This window comes from Staphylococcus gallinarum, assembly GCF_029774255.1.
Lineage (GTDB): Bacteria > Bacillota > Bacilli > Staphylococcales > Staphylococcaceae > Staphylococcus > Staphylococcus gallinarum.
This window is the reverse complement of record NZ_CP069082.1, coordinates 1,150,641-1,169,144: the sequence shown is the minus strand read 5'-3', so window position 1 is coordinate 1,169,144 and position 18,504 is coordinate 1,150,641. Positions and strand designations below refer to the sequence as shown.

The 18,504-nt window shown below is 33.1% G+C and carries 17 protein-coding genes and 1 other annotated feature; of the genes, 4 read left to right on the top strand and 13 right to left on the bottom strand.

The window, feature by feature from the left end; genetic code table 11:
• Positions 1-94: 94 nt before the first annotated feature.
• Genes JN168_RS05495 through JN168_RS05485 form a run of 3 tightly spaced genes read right to left on the bottom strand, consistent with a single transcriptional unit; the run spans position 95 to position 2,846 of the window.
• Positions 95-499 (bottom strand): YtxH domain-containing protein, encoded by a 405-nt coding sequence (locus tag JN168_RS05495; RefSeq protein WP_042738388.1) that lies wholly within the window; start codon positions 497-499, stop codon positions 95-97.
• Positions 500-513: 14 nt separating this feature from the next.
• A complete protein-coding gene (locus JN168_RS05490) occupies positions 514-1,212 on the bottom strand; it encodes a pseudouridine synthase (protein ID WP_279526219.1) in 699 nt (232 codons plus the stop codon).
• Positions 1,209-2,846, bottom strand: a complete 1,638-nt coding sequence (locus JN168_RS05485) for a putative polysaccharide biosynthesis protein (protein WP_042738386.1) — start codon at positions 2,844-2,846, stop codon at positions 1,209-1,211. The genes JN168_RS05490 and JN168_RS05485 overlap by 4 nt, the downstream gene beginning before the upstream one ends.
• Positions 2,847-3,173: 327 nt before the next feature.
• Between JN168_RS05485 and JN168_RS05480 the strand changes: the two genes are divergently transcribed.
• Entirely contained in the window at positions 3,174-4,442 is a 1,269-nt protein-coding gene (locus JN168_RS05480; protein WP_229367297.1) for a BaiN/RdsA family NAD(P)/FAD-dependent oxidoreductase, read from the top strand.
• A 147-nt stretch (positions 4,443-4,589) separates the two neighbouring features.
• On the opposite strand, the gene JN168_RS05475 is transcribed toward JN168_RS05480, so the two are convergent.
• The 3 genes from JN168_RS05475 to JN168_RS05465 all read right to left on the bottom strand — a co-directional run bounded on the left by JN168_RS05475 (position 4,590) and on the right by JN168_RS05465 (position 8,850).
• Positions 4,590-4,901: a rhodanese-like domain-containing protein gene (locus JN168_RS05475; protein WP_229367298.1), complete on the bottom strand. Its 312-nt coding sequence runs from the start codon at positions 4,899-4,901 to the stop codon at positions 4,590-4,592.
• 17 nt (positions 4,902-4,918) lie between these two features.
• Positions 4,919-7,333 (bottom strand): leucine--tRNA ligase, encoded by a 2,415-nt coding sequence (gene leuS / locus JN168_RS05470; protein ID WP_107642304.1) that lies wholly within the window; start codon positions 7,331-7,333, stop codon positions 4,919-4,921.
• Between the two features lie 49 nt (positions 7,334-7,382).
• Positions 7,383-7,582 (bottom strand) — a binding site (T-box leader).
• 92 nt (positions 7,583-7,674) lie between these two features.
• A complete protein-coding gene (locus JN168_RS05465) occupies positions 7,675-8,850 on the bottom strand; it encodes an MDR family MFS transporter (RefSeq protein ID WP_042738382.1) in 1,176 nt (391 codons plus the stop codon).
• Between the two features lie 106 nt (positions 8,851-8,956).
• Between JN168_RS05465 and mnmL the strand changes: the two genes are divergently transcribed.
• Both mnmL and mnmM read left to right on the top strand, forming a co-directional pair.
• Positions 8,957-9,910, top strand: coding sequence for a tRNA modification radical SAM protein MnmL/YtqA (mnmL, locus tag JN168_RS05460; RefSeq protein ID WP_279526218.1), 954 nt, complete (start codon positions 8,957-8,959; stop codon positions 9,908-9,910).
• Positions 9,907-10,467, top strand: coding sequence for a tRNA 5-(aminomethyl)-2-thiouridylate-methyltransferase MnmM (gene mnmM / locus JN168_RS05455; RefSeq protein WP_042738380.1), 561 nt, complete (start codon positions 9,907-9,909; stop codon positions 10,465-10,467). Before mnmL ends, mnmM begins: the two co-directional genes overlap by 4 nt.
• A gap of 426 nt (positions 10,468-10,893) precedes the next feature.
• On the opposite strand, the gene JN168_RS05450 is transcribed toward mnmM, so the two are convergent.
• The 3 genes from JN168_RS05450 to JN168_RS05440 all read right to left on the bottom strand — a co-directional run bounded on the left by JN168_RS05450 (position 10,894) and on the right by JN168_RS05440 (position 13,609).
• A complete protein-coding gene (locus JN168_RS05450) occupies positions 10,894-11,295 on the bottom strand; it encodes a transcriptional regulator, SarA/Rot family (RefSeq protein ID WP_042738379.1) in 402 nt (133 codons plus the stop codon).
• 145 nt (positions 11,296-11,440) lie between these two features.
• Positions 11,441-12,397 (bottom strand): L-lactate dehydrogenase, encoded by a 957-nt coding sequence (locus JN168_RS05445; RefSeq protein WP_042738378.1) that lies wholly within the window; start codon positions 12,395-12,397, stop codon positions 11,441-11,443.
• A 387-nt stretch (positions 12,398-12,784) separates the two neighbouring features.
• The gene (locus JN168_RS05440) at positions 12,785-13,609 is read right to left on the bottom strand and encodes an alpha/beta fold hydrolase (protein WP_042738377.1); all 825 of its coding nucleotides are present in this window, start codon (positions 13,607-13,609) and stop codon (positions 12,785-12,787) included.
• A gap of 271 nt (positions 13,610-13,880) precedes the next feature.
• On the opposite strand from JN168_RS05440, the gene JN168_RS05435 reads away from it, so the two are divergent.
• Positions 13,881-14,882 (top strand): proline dehydrogenase family protein, encoded by a 1,002-nt coding sequence (locus JN168_RS05435; protein WP_107513106.1) that lies wholly within the window; start codon positions 13,881-13,883, stop codon positions 14,880-14,882.
• Positions 14,883-15,071: 189 nt separating this feature from the next.
• On the opposite strand, the gene ribH is transcribed toward JN168_RS05435, so the two are convergent.
• From ribH to ribD, 4 genes are read right to left on the bottom strand one after another with little or no spacing between them, the layout of a single operon-like run.
• Entirely contained in the window at positions 15,072-15,533 is a 462-nt protein-coding gene (gene ribH / locus JN168_RS05430; protein ID WP_042738375.1) for a 6,7-dimethyl-8-ribityllumazine synthase, read from the bottom strand.
• Between the two features lie 13 nt (positions 15,534-15,546).
• On the bottom strand, positions 15,547-16,731 hold the full coding sequence (ribB, locus tag JN168_RS05425) for a 3,4-dihydroxy-2-butanone-4-phosphate synthase (RefSeq protein WP_042738374.1): 1,185 nt from the start codon (positions 16,729-16,731) through the stop codon (positions 15,547-15,549).
• A gap of 11 nt (positions 16,732-16,742) precedes the next feature.
• Complete coding sequence (gene ribE / locus JN168_RS05420; protein ID WP_042738373.1) at positions 16,743-17,378, bottom strand: riboflavin synthase; 636 nt, start codon at positions 17,376-17,378, stop codon at positions 16,743-16,745.
• Between the two features lie 7 nt (positions 17,379-17,385).
• Positions 17,386-18,429 (bottom strand): bifunctional diaminohydroxyphosphoribosylaminopyrimidine deaminase/5-amino-6-(5-phosphoribosylamino)uracil reductase RibD, encoded by a 1,044-nt coding sequence (ribD, locus tag JN168_RS05415; protein ID WP_279526217.1) that lies wholly within the window; start codon positions 18,427-18,429, stop codon positions 17,386-17,388.
• Positions 18,430-18,504: the final 75 nt, after the last annotated feature.

Here is an 18,504-nt window from a genome sequence, read left to right as displayed (position 1 = left end):
GTCAAAACACCGTACCACTCATTATTAATACCTATGATAGAGTACCAAATACTATTTCAAAGCTTCTTTACTCTACTTTCGTATACACTATTACTTATGATTTTTTATTGCCATTATTTTTTAATTCTTCTTCAGTAACTACACGTAAGTTATTTGAAGGATCCGCTGCACCTTCGTCAGCAAAGCGTGCTTCTTCAATTTCTTTATTGCTATCTGCTGTACCTTTGAAGTGTTCCTTTTGACTATTAACAAATCCTTTTGGATCTTGTTTAACCTTTTGAGCATAGCCTTTCGGATCTTGCTTCACTTCATTAAAAGTTTCTCCTGCTTTTGAGCTGATTTGTGTAGCGATATCTTTAGCATTTTGCTTGTAAGATTCTGGGTTGGATTTATATTTACTATATTCATTTTTTAATTTATCTCTGTTTTCCTTTTTAGATAGTACCACTGCAGCTGCAGCGCCTCCAACTCCGATTAATGCACGTAGTAATTTTGACATGAAAAACACCTCTTTTATTTTAATCCTAATTGTTTAAAATCTTGCTCAGTTAAATGACGATAAGTCCCTTGAATTAAATCATCATCAAGTGCTAAGTCACCGATTTTAATTCGCTTTAATTCAATCACTTCATTGTCAATTGCATGAAACATACGTTTGACTTGATGGTACTTACCTTCATAAATTGTTACGAAAGACTGTTTCTCTTGTTCGCCTACCTTTAATTCAGCAGGCTTTGTCAATCCTTCATTCAATTCAATACCCGTTTTAAACAATTTTATATCATTTTTTGTAATTGTTTTTTGAGAAATCACTTCATATGTTTTAGAAACATGTTTGGTTGGGCTCATCAATTGATGATTGAAATCACCGTCATTGGTAATCAACAATAACCCTTCCGTGTCTTTATCCAATCTACCTACAGGAAACAAGTCAAGATACTTATAATCATCTATTAAGTCTATCACTGTTTTATGGTGATCATGTACGGTCGCTGAAATATAACCTTTAGGTTTATTCAGTAATAAATAGACTTTATCTACATATTGAATACGCTCACCATTTAGCTTAACTTGGTCTTCACTAGGCTGAATTTGTGTCTTCGGTGATTTTTCAACTTGATTATTAACTGAAATATCACCTTTTTTTAATAATTGCTTTACTTCTGTTCTAGTGCCAACACCCATATGACTTAAAAATTTATCTATTCTCATGATGCAATGCCTAGTTTCCTTCTAATTTTATTTGGAATATCACCTAAGAATTCATCTGCCAATCTATTCTTCATAGTGAAGCTAGCATAAATCAACATACCTACAACTACACTTATGATAACAATAATTAATGCACCGATTTTATGTTCTTGTGAAATAAAGAGCTGTAAGATATATGATGTAATTTCCACAGCAACCATCATAATTAAGCCATATAAGAATATTTTAGAAAAATGTAGCCATGTTTCACTAAAGTTGAATTTCGCATATTTTTTCAAAATAACAAAATTACATGATACAGCAAATAATAATGCAATTGCTGTACTAAGTATTGCACCTGCTGAATGGAAAGCTACAATTAGCGGTGTATTCAAAATAACTTTGATAACAACTGCTGCTAAGATAATGAATACAGTTAATTTCTGTTTATCTATACCTTGTAACATTGATGCAGTAACACCTAATAAAGAAATCAATATTGCTACCGGCGCATAATAGAATAGCATGTGACTACCATCGACATTATATTTATAAAACACTGTATATAAAGGAGCTGCCAAAGCCATGATTCCAAGTGCAGCTGGAACAGTAATATACATTAATACACCTAACGATGTTCTAATTTGACGGTGCATTTCATTAATTTCTCCTGCAGCATAAGTCTTCGTTATAAATGGAATTAAGCTTACTGCAAAGCCAGAAGCTAATGATGTTGGTATCATTACAATTTTATTCGTTGTCATGTTTAATATTGTGAAGAAATAGTCGTGTAGTTGGTTTGGAACACCAGCTACTCCCAATGCCGCATTATGCGTAAATTGGTCCACTAAGTTAAATAGTGGGAAGTTCAAACTTACAATTACAAACGGAATACTATAAGAGATAATCTCTTTATACATACGACCATAAGAAACATTTATACCTGTTGTATCACTAGCTACCATTTTTGAAATGTGTGGTTTTCTTTTTCTCCAATAATACCAAAGCGTAAAGATACCAGCTATTGCACCTACTGCCGCCGCAAACGTCGCAACAGCATTCGCAGATAGAATTGATCCATTAAATACATTTAATACTAAATAACTTCCTATTAAAATAAATAATATTCGAGCTACTTGTTCAAGCACTTCCGATACAGCTGTTGGCCCCATAGATTTATAACCTTGGAAGACGCCTCGCCACGTAGCTAGTAACGGGATAAAGATTACAACCATACTTATAATTCTAATAATCCAAGTAATATCAGCAACTGTCCATGCACCTTTGCCACCTGATTCATTTGCTAATGTAATCGTCGCTATGCTTGGTGCTAATAGATAAAGTAATAAGAAACCAATTACACCGGTTATAGACATTACCATAAAACTAGATTTGTATAATTTCTGACTGACTTTATATGCACCTAGCGCATTATATTTTGCGACATACTTCGAAGCCGCTAATGGTACGCCGGCAGTTGCAACTGCAATTGCAATATTATATGGAGTATACGCATAGTTAAAAGGTGCTAATTTTTCTTCGCCACCTATAATTGCGTAAAACGGGATAATATAAACTACACCCAGTATTTTTGTTATTAAAATACTTAATGTAATCAAGAAGGTCCCCCGCACTAATTCTTTACTTTCACTCATTCAGATCTTCCTATCTCAAATTTAATTTTTACACTCGTAAACTTTATCATAACGTTTTAACAATTATTTTTCAAAAGTAAATATAATGAAAGCATGATGAATCTTAAAGTTAAGCATAAATCAAATAACTTATATGTATTTAATCATCTTTAAAATGATGTAAAACCTATTAAACCATTTAGATAATAAAGCTTTGCCCTTTTAATATCTATCCTTTAAAATATAATGTTGTTATATAACGTGTGGGAAACATGTGTTTAAAGTGTTAATCGTAAAATAATATTTCTTCATATAAAATAACACTATATAGTAAAGGGAGGCAATAAAATGTATCAAACAATCATTATAGGTGGCGGACCTAGTGGTCTAATGGCTGCAGCTGCTGCAAGTGCTGATGGAGAACGTGTTTTACTGCTTGAAAAGAAAAAAGGTTTAGGTAGAAAATTAAAAATATCTGGCGGAGGACGTTGTAATGTGACTAACCGCTTACCTTATGATGAAATTATCAAGAATATTCCTGGAAACGGAAAGTTTCTATATAGTCCCTTTTCAATTTTTGATAATGAATCAATTATAGCTTTTTTCGAATCACGCGGTGTCAAACTAAAGGAAGAAGATCACGGCAGGATGTTTCCTGTGTCTAATAAAGCACAAGACGTTGTAGATACACTTGTTACAACATTACACCAAAACAAAGTTGAGGTGAAAGAGGAATCCACAGTTGAAAAAGTGGAATATACTTCACCAGATTCATTTAAAGTGACTTTGAATAATCAAAAGGAATATCAAAGTAAATCATTAATAATTGCTACAGGCGGTACAAGCGTCCCACAAACTGGTTCAACTGGTGACGGATACAAATTTGCGACTTCATTAGGCCATACAATTACCGAACTATTCCCTACTGAAGTCCCAATCACCTCTGCCGAGCCATTTATTAAAGATAAAAGATTAAAAGGATTAAGTTTGAAAGATGTTGGCGTGTCAGTTCTTAAAAAAAATGGCAAGAAGAGAATTACACATCAAATGGATATGATTTTCACCCATTTCGGTATAAGTGGCCCTGCTGCGTTAAGATGTAGCCAATTTGTCTATAAAGAACAAAAAAATCAAAAGAAACAAGACATAGAAATGCAAATCGATGCCTTCCCACAACTAACAACTGATGCTTTAGAACAAGAAATTAGAGGATTATTGAATGCGGCACCAGATAAATATGTAAAAAATAGTTTACATGGTTTAATAGAAGAAAGATATTTGCAATTTATGATTGACTGCGCAGAAATTGACGAAGACTTAACCGCACATCATATTTCTAATACGCAAATAAATACGCTTGTAGCATTATTTAAAGGCTTTACCTTTAAAGTTAACGGAACATTACCCATAGATAAAGCATTTGTAACTGGCGGCGGCGTGAGTTTAAAGGAAATACAACCTAAAACGATGATGTCTAAGTTAGTCCCAGGATTATTTTTATGCGGAGAAGTACTTGATATACATGGTTATACCGGTGGTTACAATATTACAAGTGCATTAGTTACCGGACATGTAGCTGGTTTAAATGCAGGTTCATTTTCCACAACAATAGATTAACATCATATAAATTGTAGTTAAATTACAAAAATCACTACTAATTCATAAACCTATAAGCCTCATTGAGTTTCTAAATCATATAAAAAAGCACGTACTTTGAGTATTAAAATTACTCACTCATGTACGTGCTTTTTTTAATATATTTATTTAAATACTATTAATTTCAAGGCCTTCGTCTCCCCAAGCATCCATGCCGCCTTCAACGTTAACGGCATTGACACCCTGTTGTTCAAGATAATGTACAACTTGTGCACTACGACCCCCAACTTTACAAATAATATAATATGTTTCATCACTGTTAAAATGATTTACATTGTCAGGAATATCATTCATAGGAATTGTTTCAGCACCAGGAATAATACCCATTGCTGTTTCTTCATCAGTTCTAACATCAATTATTTTTACTGGTTCTGAACTGAGTACCTTTTCCTTTAATTCATCAACTGTAATTGTTTCCATGTTGAACCCTCCTAAAATTATTTCGCTACTATATTCACTAACTTTTGTGGTACTGCTATCACTTTCTTGATGTCTTTACCTTCAATTTCTGATTTAACTACGTCATTCTCTAACGCAAGTTGTTCCATTTCTTCTTTTGTAGCATCTTTGGCAATTTTAAGCTTAGCTCTCACCTTACCATTAACTTGAATCACAATCTCTACTTCATCATCAACTAACATCGCTTCATCAAATGATGGCCATGGTTGATAAGTGATTGTTTCCTCATGTCCAAGTTTCGCCCAAAGCTCTTCAGAAATATGTGGTGCAATTGGAGCTAACATTTTTATGAAACCTTCAATATAAGGTTTATAGATTTCATTAGCTTTGTAACAATCATTAATAAATACCATTAACTGACTTATTGCGGTATTGAAGTTCAATGTATCAAAGTCTTCGGTTACCTTTTTCACAGTTTGGTGATAAGTTTTGTCTAATGATTTATTATTTTGAGCTACTACTTTGTCAGTTAGCGTATCATCTTCTGTTACCAAGAGTCTCCAAATACGATCTAAGAATCTACGTGAACCGTCGAGTCCATTTTCACTCCAAGCAATTGCAGCATCTAGTGGTCCCATAAACATTTCATATAGGCGTAATGTATCTGCACCATGTGATTGTACAATATCATCAGGATTAATTACATTACCTTTTGACTTACTCATTTTTTCGTTACCTTCACCTAAGATCATACCTTGGTTGAATAATTTTTGGAATGGCTCTTTTGTTGGAACAACGCCTAAATCAAACAATACTTTATGCCAAAATCTTGCATATAATAAGTGTAATACTGCATGTTCTACTCCACCAATATATAAATCAACAGGCAGCCAGTGCTTAAGCTTTTCAGGATCAGCAAGCATTTTTTCATTATCTGGATCAATATATCTCAAATAATACCAACAGCTACCAGCCCATTGTGGCATTGTATTTGTCTCGCGACGTCCCTTCATTCCTGTCTCTTCATCAACAACGTTTACAAACTCATCAATATTCGCTAATGGCGACTCACCTGTTCCTGATGGTTTGATTTCATCTGTTTCTGGTAACAATAATGGTAATTCTTCTTCAGGAACAGTAGTCATTGAACCATCTTCCCAATGAATAACTGGAATTGGTTCACCCCAGTATCTTTGTCTACTGAACAACCAATCTCTTAGTTTGTAATTGACTTTTTTAGTTCCAACACCTTTTTCTTCTAATAACTCTATCGCTTTTTTAATGGCAGCTTCGTTATAAAGACCATTTAACTCACCTGAATTAATATGTGGTCCATCACCAGTATAAGCTTCTTTAGTTAAATCGCCACCTTCGATGACTTCAACAATCGGTAAATCAAATGCTTTAGCAAATTCATAGTCACGTTGGTCACCACTTGGTACAGCCATAACCGCACCTGTCCCATAAGTTGAAAGTACATAATCTGCAATCCAAATTTGAGCCTTCTCACCTGATAAAGGATTAATTGCATATGCCCCTGTAAAGACGCCTGATTTTTCTTTTGATAAACCAGTACGTTCTAAATCAGATTTTTTCGCCGCTTCTTCTTGGTATTGCTTAATAGCTTCCTTTTTATCATCGGTAGTAATTTCGTCAACCAACTCATGTTCAGGACTAAGCACTAAGAATGTTGTACCATAAGTTGTATCTGGACGTGTGGTAAATACTTCGATTTGGGCATTACTATTTTCAACATCAAAGTTAATACTTGCACCTTCAGATCTTCCAATCCAATTTCTTTGCATATCTTTTAATGATTCTGGCCAATCTAAATCATCTAAATCTTCTAGTAGGCGATCAGCATATTCAGTTATTTTTAAGACCCATTGTTTCATTGGTCTTCTATAAACTGGGTGTCCTCCTCGTTCAGATACCCCATCAATTACCTCTTCATTCGATAATACAGTTCCCAATGCTGGACACCAGTTAACCGCTACTTCATCTACGTATGCTAGCCCTTTATTATATAATTGAATAAAAATCCATTGCGTCCATTTATAATATTGAGGATCCGTTGTGTTTACTTCTCTGTCCCAATCATAACTAAAACCAAGTTCTTTAATTTGACGCTTGAAAGTTGCTATATTTTGCTTAGTAAATTCTCTAGGATCATTGCCTGTATCCAATGCATATTGTTCTGCAGGCAACCCAAATGCATCCCACCCCATCGGATGTAAAACATTGTAGCCTTGCATTCGTTTATAACGAGAAACAATATCTGTAGCAGTATATCCTTCTGGGTGTCCAACATGCAAACCTGCACCTGATGGATACGGGAACATATCTAATGCATAGAATTTCTTTTGTCCAAGATTATCACTTGCTTTAAATGTTTTATGTTCTTCCCAAAAATCCTGCCATTTTTTTTCGATTTTATTATGATTGTAATTCACTACTTTTCCTCCTATTCAATAAAAAAACATCCCTAACTATTATTTAATTCAAAGGGACGACAAATTAAATCAGCCGCGGTACCACCCTGCTTCACAAATCTTGTGCACTCGTTTCAATTAATAGTTTGAGATGTTATCAATTCACTTTACGTTCTGGTAAGTTCACTTAACACTTAACACTAGGTTTCACCATCCCCTAGCTCTCTGATGATAAGTATTTAAGTTACTACTCCTATACATTACTAATAATATTTTAAATAACACTTTATTTCAAGTAGTAAAATGTATTTAAAGCTTTATTCGCTTGATTCATTGTTCATTGTAATTACTAAACTTTTAAGTTATGAAGCATTTATCTTATTCAAATAGTGACTTAAGATAAATATACAAATTATAGCGATGAATAATAAGCACATCATAATTAGAAACATTTTTTGAATATCATAAATATCTACAATCATGCCACCTAACAATGGTCCAATCGCTTTTCCTATTGTCGATGCTGAATTTACATAACCTTGAAACGAACCTTGTTTACCCTCTGGAGCCAATTTGTTTGCAATCGTTGGAACTGCAGGCCACACAAACATTTCTCCAAATGTTAAAATTATCATTCCTATCATAAATACTGAAAATTGTTCTGCAAAGCTTGTTACAAAAAATGAAACTATAAAAATACAGACACCTACAAACATTTGTCTCTTTAAATTACCTTTCATCAGCCGAATAAATGGATAAATCAGAGGTTGTGCCACTAATATCAAAATACCATTTACTGTCCACAACAAACTATATTGACCCATCGTAATATTTAAAGATTGTGTGAAGGAAGCAATTGTACTCTCCCATTGAATATAAGCAATCCAACAAATAGCGAATAAGACACATAATGCAATCAACGCTTTAAAGTACAATCTATAAGACTTAGAAAATAACTTTAATGCTTCTGGTGATTTAACTTTGACATCTATTTTAATATTGAATTGTGTTATTGCTACAATTGCAAATAACACATACATCAGTAAATTCGCAATAAATATATAGTTGAAGCTCAACTCAGCAACAAATCCACCTGATGCAGCACCAATCGCAACACCTAAATTTTGAGCTAAATAAATTGCATTAAATGTCTGTCTACCACCATTGGGCCATACAGCACCAGCCATAGCATAAATTGCTGGCACAATCATTCCACCGCCAAAACCTAAAGCAACTAACCAAACTGCATACCAAGGCCAACCATGGAAACAATTCAATAGCGTCGTACTCATCAAGCAAATGATAGTTCCTAATATAATCGTGCGGTAGCCGCCTAATTTATCAAATAATGTACCACCTAGTAAATTACCCACAACCATACCTATAGAATTAATCATTAACACTAGTCCTGCCATTGTTAAACTTTTGTGCAAAACATCATTCATATATATTGTATTTAACGGCCACAAGAAACTTGAGCCAGTTATATTCAATGCCATACCAATTACCAACCACCAAACAGATTTAGGCATTTTCATTTAAAAGGCTCCTTTCTTTCAAATTTTCTCATTTCACTCTAAACACTATAGCATTAAAATATGTTAAAATCTTTAACTAGAATGAATTTAGAAAGGAAAATGTCTCATGGGTCAATTTTTCCCTTACGCATTTGAAAACAAAAGATATCATACATGGAATTACCACTTAAAAAATAAATTTGGACAAAAAATATTTAAAGTAGCAATCGATGGCGGATTCGACTGTCCTAATAGAGATGGCACTGTTGCACATGGTGGCTGCACATTTTGTTCAGCTGCAGGTAGTGGTGACTTTGCTGGGAATCGCGCAGACCCAGTAGAAGTACAATTCCAACAAATTAAAGATCGCATGCATGAAAAATGGCACGAAGGTCAATATATAGCTTATTTCCAAGCTTTTACAAACACACATGCCCCTGTTGAAGTATTACGCGAAAAATACGAAGCAGTATTAAAGGAACCTGGTGTCGTTGGTTTATCTATAGCAACACGTCCAGATTGTTTACCAGATGACGTGGTTGAATATTTAGCAGAATTAAACGAACGTACTTATTTATGGGTGGAACTCGGATTACAAACCGTACACCAAGAAACATCTGATTTAATAAACAGAGCTCATGATATGCAAACGTATCATGATGGTGTTGCAAAATTGAGAAAGCATAATATTAACATTTGCACACACATCATTAATGGTTTACCAGGCGAAGATTACAATATGATGATGGAAACAGCTCGAGAAGTTGCAAAAATGGACGTTCAAGGTATTAAAATACATTTATTACATTTGTTAAAAGGTACACCGATGGTCAAACAATACGATAAGGGTATGTTAGAATTCATGTCTCAAGAAGAATATACAAACTTGGTATGTGACCAATTAGAAATCATCCCACAAGAAATGATCGTTCATAGAATTACAGGAGATGGACCGATAGATTTAATGGTAGGTCCTATGTGGAGTGTCAATAAATGGGAAGTACTAAATGAAATTGATAATGAATTAACAAGAAGAAATTCTTATCAAGGTAAATACTTTGAAAGTACTGTAAAATCATGAAGGTAGAACGCATTTTACCATTTGCCAAATCATTAATTACCAGTCATGTTAATTCAGAAAGCATTGTGATTGATGCTACATGTGGTAATGGTCATGATACATTATTTTTAGCTGAGCAAGTACCTGATGGTAAAGTTTATGGATTTGATATACAAAAAACAGCAATTCAGAATACCTTTGAACGTACGAAACACCTTGATAATGTAACATTGATTCAAGACGGCCATGAGCATGTGCAAACATATATACCACCTACTGATTATGGTCATATCGATGCAGCAATCTTCAATTTAGGCTACCTACCTAAAGGAGATAAATCAGTTGTTACCAAACCACAAACGACGATTGCAGCTATTGAGGATATTTTTCAAATATTATCCAAAGAAGGTATCATTATATTAGTGATTTATCATGGACATCCTGAAGGGAAAATCGAAAAGGATGCATTATTTGACTATTTAACACAAATCGACCAAGAACAAGCCCATGTATTACAATATCAATTTATTAATCAACAAAATAATCCACCTTTTATATGCGCAATAGAAAAAAGATAAATACCGAACACTTCAAACAATAAGGCGCATAACAAATTTAAAGCAAATAAATTTAATATCTTAATCAAAATTATAGCAGTCAAGTTAGTGACTTTATTAATGTCATATATCGATACACTGTGAATTTCATATGGTAGCATGTACACATACACAGCGCTCAGCTTTAACAAAAACGTTAATTTCTATTTAGAACATATAGAAATTAACGTTTTTTGCTTTTATATAATTGGTCGCACATTGAACTACAATCCGTCTTGTGTATTGTGTTATAGTGTAAAATTTTTAAAAAAGAGCCAATCCATTACAGATCAGCTCTTTACCTTTGAGATTGGGAGTTCATGTCCCAATCTCTATTTACGCAAATATAATTATTTCACGCATTTAATGTTACAGTAAAAGTTATAATTCAACCTACTTTAACATTCCCTATAAATTTAAAATAGATTTAAGACTGTTTTGCATGCTTGATGACTTTGAATCAATTTCTTCTTTAAAGAATGACAAAAGATCTTCCCTTTGATCTTTCAATTTCTCATTGAAATGAATAATAACTGTACGTTCATCATTTTGTGGTCTTTCTTTTAAGATCCACTCTTTTTCAACTAAATCATTATACGTTCTTGTACGTTTGTATGATTTAATTTGAACGAAACCATCCATTTCCTTTAAAGTCATTGATCCTTCTTTCCATAAAGTAAGAAGTATTAAGATTTCTTCTTTAGACATTTTGTACTGCTTCTGAACTTTGCTAAAGATATCATTGATGTCTTGCAATACTAATTCTAATCTCAATACACCATCAACATTATCGGCAAGTGTCTTTCCCATAGAGTACTCCCCCAATCATAGTAAATGATATATGTTAGATTAACTTGTAAAATCACATTCCCCAAGAGTGGTAAATCTACTCTTTATAAATATTTGATTTTAAAACAAAATTAATCTTATTTACAGTTTAAATATAAACAATGAATTATGCAATTATATCCGTGATTTTATTTTGCATTTCTTTCAAAACTTTTGAAGAATGCTCAAATAATTTAATTTCTTCATCATTTAATGGTGTTTCAAATATTTTTACTGCTCCATTTCTATTTACTAATGTAGGAACACCCATATAAACATCGTCTTGTCCATACTCACCTTCTAAATAGCTAGATACTGTTAAAACTACATTTTGATTTTTCAAAATTGCTTTTGTGATGTGTAATAAGCCCATTGCAATACCGTAGTATGTCGCACCTTTAGCTTTGATAATATCATAAGCAGCATCACGCGTATTAACGAAAATTTCATCAATTCTATGTTGTTTGCTAGGATCATCTTTTAACATATTATATAAAGGTTGTCCTGCAATGCGTGTTTGTGACCAAACAGCTAATTCTGAATCACCATGTTCTCCAATAATTGAACCTTCAACACTACTTGGAGATACGCCAAATTCTTGTGCTAATTCATATTTGAAACGTGCAGTATCAAGGATTGTTCCTGAACCAATAACACGTTCTTTAGGTAAGCCAGAAACTTTATGAGTAACATAAGTTAATACATCAACTGGATTACTTGCGATTAAAAATATACCGTCAAATCCAGAATCCATAATTTCACTTACGATAGATTTAAATATTTTAGTATTTTTTTCAACTAAATCTAGTCTAGTTTCACCAGGTTTTTGTGCTGCACCAGCTGTTATAACAACTAAATCTGCATCGCTACAATCACTATATCGTCCTGCTTTAACATTAACTGGGGAATCGCCATAAGGTGCTCCGTGATTTAAGTCTAATACATCACCTTTCACTTTCTCTTCCGCTAAATCTATAATAACAAGTTCATCAGCAATACCTTGGGCAACCATTGCAAATGCATAACTAGAACCAACTGCTCCATCACCAACTAATACAACTTTGTTTCCTTTAATCATTTCCATATTAAAACTGCCTCCCTCAAATACTATTCAAAAGTTTATTTAATTTATGTTTGTTATGTGATTTTTTTCACAAATTAAATATACCAAACAATTTTAGTTTTTGCAATATTTTTTGTGAAAATAATCACAATATTTTATTGATATATTCATACAGTTCAGAAGTATTACATTTTAAATGAATTGCAGATTATAAAAATACTCCCTTCAAAGGCTTCACTTTTCAGTGTCTACTTTAAACGGAGTATCTCAACAGCAACTTGTATTTTTTAATTTTGAGCGGGAAAATTATCAACCAAACCAAAAACTTGAGATATGGCGTATAACCTTTCAACTCAAAATCCAACTAGCAATCATAAATTTTCAACTAAATAACTAATTCATGACACATTATGAAGGTTCATTTTCATCATCAATTACAAATCCATTATTACTTGAACTATTATTTAAGAAAGCTAAGATATAGCGCATTACCTCATCACGTTCAGGTTCATTGTGTACCTCGTGATACAAACCTTTCCATTCTTTAAAATACAGTTCATTGGTTGTGACCTTATCTTTAACTAGTTTCATTGCAGTGATATCTGCCACCTTATCTGCATCACCATACATCAATAATAAAGGTATAGATTCTATATCCTTTAAATGTGTCACTGTTTCTTTCATAATGTCTGTAATTTGTTTGTACCAATTATATGTAACTTTTTGCAACATCAATTGATCATTCATCGTTTCTTCAATGACCTCTTCATTACGTGTTAAATCTTCAACCTTTATACCTACTTTAAAGCGTTTATCCTTGGCCATTTTCCCTACGTTTGAAATCACTTTATCTTTACGTGTTTTATTGCCTTTTTTAAATTCTAATAATGGTGAAATTAACATAAGTCCTTCAATAGGTACGTCGACCTTTTCAAGTAGATTCAACATAATTAAGCCGCCTAATCCAACACCTAATACATATGTAGGAATCTTATATTCATTTGCGATTCTTATCCATTCAAGTATATGCTCATGGTAAACGTCAAAATTTTCAATTTGACCTTTATTAGAACGAGAAGTTTGGCCTTGACCTGGTAAATCGCCCATAATCACATGGTATCCATTACGGCGAAGCATGGTAATAACATATGCATAGCGTCCTGTATGTTCTAGCATATTGTGAGCGATCACAATGACGCCTTTAGCTTCATTTTCTGTTTCCCATTTCCACATAATTACTACTTCCCCTTCTATATAAAAATTTAATTCATTACATTTATTGTATCAAAATCGTATACGATATTTCCATTTTAAACATGTAGTTTGTCGTGAATGATTTAATTTTTGTGCCATTATATATATAAAAACACTTCTATACCAATTACATGAGTGTACTATGAAATATAAAGTGTAATATATTTTATTGTAAACGATTTCTTTAACAATTGATTCATGCTACACTATTATAGAAAGGTAAGCTATTAGCAGAATGGGAGGAATTAATATGCCAATTGTGAAAAATTTTTTTATAGGACTATCTAACAATACTTTATTAAATAATGCAGCTAAAGAAATCGGTCCCATGTTAGGAGCGAATAAAGTTGTAGCAGGAAACACAATCCCTGCTTTGTTAGACACAATTGAACGTTTAAACGATAAAGGAATTACAGTTACTGTTGATTGCCTAGGTGAATTTGTGGACACCGAAGGCGAAGCGATACAAGCAAAAGATCAAATCTTAGAAGTGATGTATGCGATTAATAATCATAATTTAAATGGCCATATGTCTATTAAACTGAGCCAATTAGGTTCAGAATTTGATATTGATTTAGCTTATCGTAATTTACGTGAAATATTATTGAAAGCCAATGAATTCAATAATATGCATATTAATATTGATACTGAGAAGTATGATAGTTTATTCGATATCACGCAAGTGCTAGATCGTTTAAAAGGTGAATTTAAAAATGTAGGTACTGTTATTCAAGCATATTTATATAAAGCAGATGCTTTGGTAGATAAATATCCAGAACTTAGATTAAGAATGGTTAAAGGGGCTTATAAAGAAGCTGATAATATTGCTTACCAAACCAAGGAGGAAATTGATGAAAACTACATACGTCTAATCAAGAAAAGATTATTGACGGCTAAGAATGTTACATCAATTGCTACGCACGATGATCGTGTCATCACTCACATCTTACAATTTATTAAGGATAATAATATACCTAAACATCGATATGAATTCCAAATGTTATATGGATTTAGAACTGAATTAGCTGAAGAAATCGCTAAAGATGGCTATAATTTCTGTATTTATGTACCATTTGGTGATGATTGGTTTGGTTATTTCATGAGACGCTTAGCGGAAAGACCACAAAACCTTAATTTAATGTTCAAAGAATTTACAAAACCTGAAGTGCTTAAAAAGGCTGGTATTGTTGCAGCAGGTGTAACAGCTTTAGGTGCAACTATTGCACTTTTCAAAAAGTTCACTTCAAAATAACACAGTATTAAAGTGATTTTGTAACTACAATAAATAAACATGGATGATGCATTATGAAAGTACTTCACAATGTCTAAACCATTAAAATAAAAAACAGTAATCTAAGTCATAGCCTAGATTACTGTTTTTTATTTCCTTAAAGTTGAATTGACAGTCAATTGAACAATGACATTTATTAAAAGCTATAACTTAATTAATAGATTTTAATAAGTTTGCCATTTCAATTGCACTAACTGCAGCTTCTGAACCTTTATTACCTGCTTTTGTACCCGCACGTTCAACTGCTTGTTCAATATTTTCAGTAGTTAAAATACCAAATATAACTGGTGTATCCGATACATCATTTGCTTTAGAAACACCCTTCGCCACTTCATTACAAACATAATCGTAATGTGTCGTCGCACCACGAATAACACAACCTAAAGTAATAATTGCATCATATTCATTTTTTTGTGCTAATTTTTTAGCAACTAACGGAATTTCAAATGCACCTGGCACATAAGCAACATCAATATTCTCTGCTGCCACTTCATGACGTACGAGTGTATCTTTCGCACCATCTAACAAACGATTTGTAATAAAATCATTAAACCTACTTACAACTACTGCTACCTTTAAATCAGAACCTATTAATTTACCTTCAAAATTCATATCAAATTTCCTCCTATATTAAATGACCCATTTTTACTTTTTTTGTATCCATATAATCTTGATTATATTTGTTTGTTGGTACAACAAGCTCAATTCTTTGTGCAATCTGAACACCATAGTTTTGTAAACTTTCAAATTTCTTAGGGTTATTGCTCAATAAATTGACTTGCTCAATACCAAAGTATTTTAAAATTTGTGCAGCATCGGCATAATCTCTTAAATCTTCTTCAAAACCTAGAGCAATATTAGCTGTTACTGTATCATAACCTTGCTCAATTAATTCATACGCTTTTAATTTATTAATTAATCCAATACCTCTTCCTTCTTGTGGTAAATACAAGATTACACCGCCGTGTTCACTTATATATTTCATTGATGCCTCAAGTTGTTCACCACAATCACATCTTTGGCTATGGAATATATCACCTGTGACACATGATGAGTGAATACGAACATTTTCTGTTTTTCTAATATCTCCACTGACAATTGCTACAAGTTCTTCATCACTGTGATTCGTTGTAAAGCCATACATATCAAAGTTGCCAAATTGTGTTGGCATTTTCACTTTTGCCTTAGCTTCGATTGAAGTATCATTATTATTTTTACGATAACGCTCTAAATCTTCAATAGAAATCATAACCAACTGATGCGTTTCTTTAAATGCTTCAAGTTCATCACCCTTAGCCATAGTCCCGTCATCATTCATAATTTCACAAATCAATGCCGCTGGTTTGGCACCTGTTAATTTGGCTAAATCAACAGAAGCTTCTGTATGGCCTCTTCTTGCTAATACACCATTATCCTGTGCAATTAAAGGGAACAAATGTCCCGGTTTATTAAAGTCATTTGCTTGAGCATTCTCTGCGATTAAAGCTCTTGCAGTCATCATTCTTTCGTCTGCACTGATGCCCGTCGTTGTATTAACATGATCCACACTAACGGTAAATTGAGTACCATAAATATCTGAATTATGATTAACCATTGGTGCTAATTCCAATTTATCAGCTATTTGTTTACTTATGGGAGCACATATTAAGCCTCTACCAAAAGTAGCCATAAAATTAACCGTATTATCATCCATCCATTCAGTTACTGCTACAAGATCGCCTTCATTTTCTCTATTTTCATCATCTACTACTATTACACTTTTACCTTCTTTTAAAGCTTGTAGCGCATCCTCTATTTTATCTAATTTCATATATAGCCCTCCTAAAATCCAAACGCTTTAAGTTTGTCAGACGTTAATCCTGAATCAGTTGATTCCATTATTCTTTCAACATATTTGAATAACATATCTGTTTCAATGTGGACTGGATCACCAACACGTTTATCATTCAGTATCGTCGATTTTCTAGTTTCTGGAATAAGATGAATATCAAATTCCGTATCCTTTAATTTAAAAATCGTTAAACTTACACCGTCTACCGTAATAGACCCTTGTTGCACCATTTGCTTAATTAAATTTGAGTTATTGGGTTTGATTGTTACTATTTTTGAATTATCTGAAGCTTGTATTCTTGTAATCTTTGCTACTTCATCGACGTGACCAAGCACGAAATGTCCACCAAAACGACCTTGTCCGCTCATAGCCCTTTCCAAATTAACTTCTTGTGCTTGGTTTAACTGATTTAAATACGTTTTATTTTCAGTACCTTTTATTACTTGTACAGAAAATGAATGATCATCAAATCCAACGACTGTTAAACATGCGCCGTTCACACTAATAGAATCGCCGATATGCATATCTGCCAATATCGTTTTACAGCCGATTGTTAAATTAACCACAGATTGTTGTGTCGATATTTTATTTATTGTACCTACTTCTTCAACGATACCTGTAAACATACTGATTTCACTTCTTTCGCAATTCTAATTTAATATTTTGCTCAAGCAAATTGGAATTCACAATTTCAAATTGTGGTACATCAGCTAAATCAACAACTTGCTCTGTGTGGAAGAATTGATTGTGACCTGAACCACCTATTAATTTCGGGGCATAATATATGATAAGTTCATTGATAAATTCTGTTTGTAAGAATGTAGTAGTTAAGGTCGGACCTGCTTCAACGAGTAATCGACCGACACCTCTTGCATACAAATCTTTTAATATATTTTCAATTGAGCAATGTTCTAATTGCGTAACTGTTATTTGCTCGTGTTTACTTTCTAATTGTTTATTTTCTGTATAAATCCAAATTGCTGTAGATGGATCTTTAAATATATCTAGTGACATATCTATCTCACCAGTTTTTGATAAAATGACTCGAATAGGATCTTTACCATTTTCAATACGTGTTGTGTATTGTGGATTATCCGCTTCTAAAGTTCCTCTACCTGTTATTACTGCATCATGTTGATGACGTAATTTAAAGACATCTTGCTTTACTGCTTTATTTGTAATCCATTTACTTTCTCCAAAGTCTGTCGCTTGTTTACCATCTAAACTGCAGGATACTTTAACAGTAACTTGTGGTAAACCTTTGCTTTTAGCTTCAAAGAAATCTCTATATAGCAGTGCAGCATCTTCATTAGGTCTATATTCTACTTCGATGCCTGCCTCTTTCAAAAATACATCACCATTTGAAGGTAGTGTCGTATCTTTCACTGCATACACCACTTTCTTCAAACCATGCTCAATAATTTTATTAACACATGGTGGCGTCGAACCATAGTGTGTACATGGTTCTAGTGAGATATAAATCGTCCCACCTTCTGCAGCATCTTGTGCCATATCTAAGGCTTGTACTTCGGCGTGTTTATCGCCTTTCTTCAGATGTGCACCTAAACCTACGATGCGTCCATCATTTACTACAACAGAACCGACAGGTGGATTTAATCCTGTTTGTCCATCTACCATCTTCGCTAATTCAATTGCGTAATTTAAATATTGACTCAAGCTAATCACCTCTAAAAAATAAAAAACACCTGAAATCGTACATTTCAGGTGTGGGATATATGCGTTATAACATTA

What these genes read in the sequence shown, in the direction of transcription:
- JN168_RS05495 (WP_042738388.1), bottom strand. Translation starts at nt 499, where the DNA reads ATGTCAAAATTACTACGTGCATTAATCGGAGTTGGAGGCGCTGCAGCT.
- JN168_RS05490 (WP_279526219.1), bottom strand. Translation starts at nt 1,212, where the DNA reads ATGAGAATAGATAAATTTTTAAGTCATATGGGTGTTGGCACTAGAACA.
- JN168_RS05485 (WP_042738386.1), bottom strand. Translation starts at nt 2,846, where the DNA reads ATGAGTGAAAGTAAAGAATTAGTGCGGGGGACCTTCTTGATTACATTA.
- JN168_RS05480 (WP_229367297.1), top strand. Translation starts at nt 3,174, where the DNA reads ATGTATCAAACAATCATTATAGGTGGCGGACCTAGTGGTCTAATGGCT.
- JN168_RS05475 (WP_229367298.1), bottom strand. Translation starts at nt 4,901, where the DNA reads ATGGAAACAATTACAGTTGATGAATTAAAGGAAAAGGTACTCAGTTCA.
- JN168_RS05465 (WP_042738382.1), bottom strand. Translation starts at nt 8,850, where the DNA reads ATGAAAATGCCTAAATCTGTTTGGTGGTTGGTAATTGGTATGGCATTG.
- mnmL (WP_279526218.1), top strand. Translation starts at nt 8,957, where the DNA reads ATGGGTCAATTTTTCCCTTACGCATTTGAAAACAAAAGATATCATACA.
- mnmM (WP_042738380.1), top strand. Translation starts at nt 9,907, where the DNA reads ATGAAGGTAGAACGCATTTTACCATTTGCCAAATCATTAATTACCAGT.
- JN168_RS05450 (WP_042738379.1), bottom strand. Translation starts at nt 11,295, where the DNA reads ATGGGAAAGACACTTGCCGATAATGTTGATGGTGTATTGAGATTAGAA.
- JN168_RS05445 (WP_042738378.1), bottom strand. Translation starts at nt 12,397, where the DNA reads ATGGAAATGATTAAAGGAAACAAAGTTGTATTAGTTGGTGATGGAGCA.
- JN168_RS05440 (WP_042738377.1), bottom strand. Translation starts at nt 13,609, where the DNA reads ATGTGGAAATGGGAAACAGAAAATGAAGCTAAAGGCGTCATTGTGATC.
- JN168_RS05435 (WP_107513106.1), top strand. Translation starts at nt 13,881, where the DNA reads ATGCCAATTGTGAAAAATTTTTTTATAGGACTATCTAACAATACTTTA.
- ribH (WP_042738375.1), bottom strand. Translation starts at nt 15,533, where the DNA reads ATGAATTTTGAAGGTAAATTAATAGGTTCTGATTTAAAGGTAGCAGTA.
- ribB (WP_042738374.1), bottom strand. Translation starts at nt 16,731, where the DNA reads ATGAAATTAGATAAAATAGAGGATGCGCTACAAGCTTTAAAAGAAGGT.
- ribE (WP_042738373.1), bottom strand. Translation starts at nt 17,378, where the DNA reads ATGTTTACAGGTATCGTTGAAGAAGTAGGTACAATAAATAAAATATCG.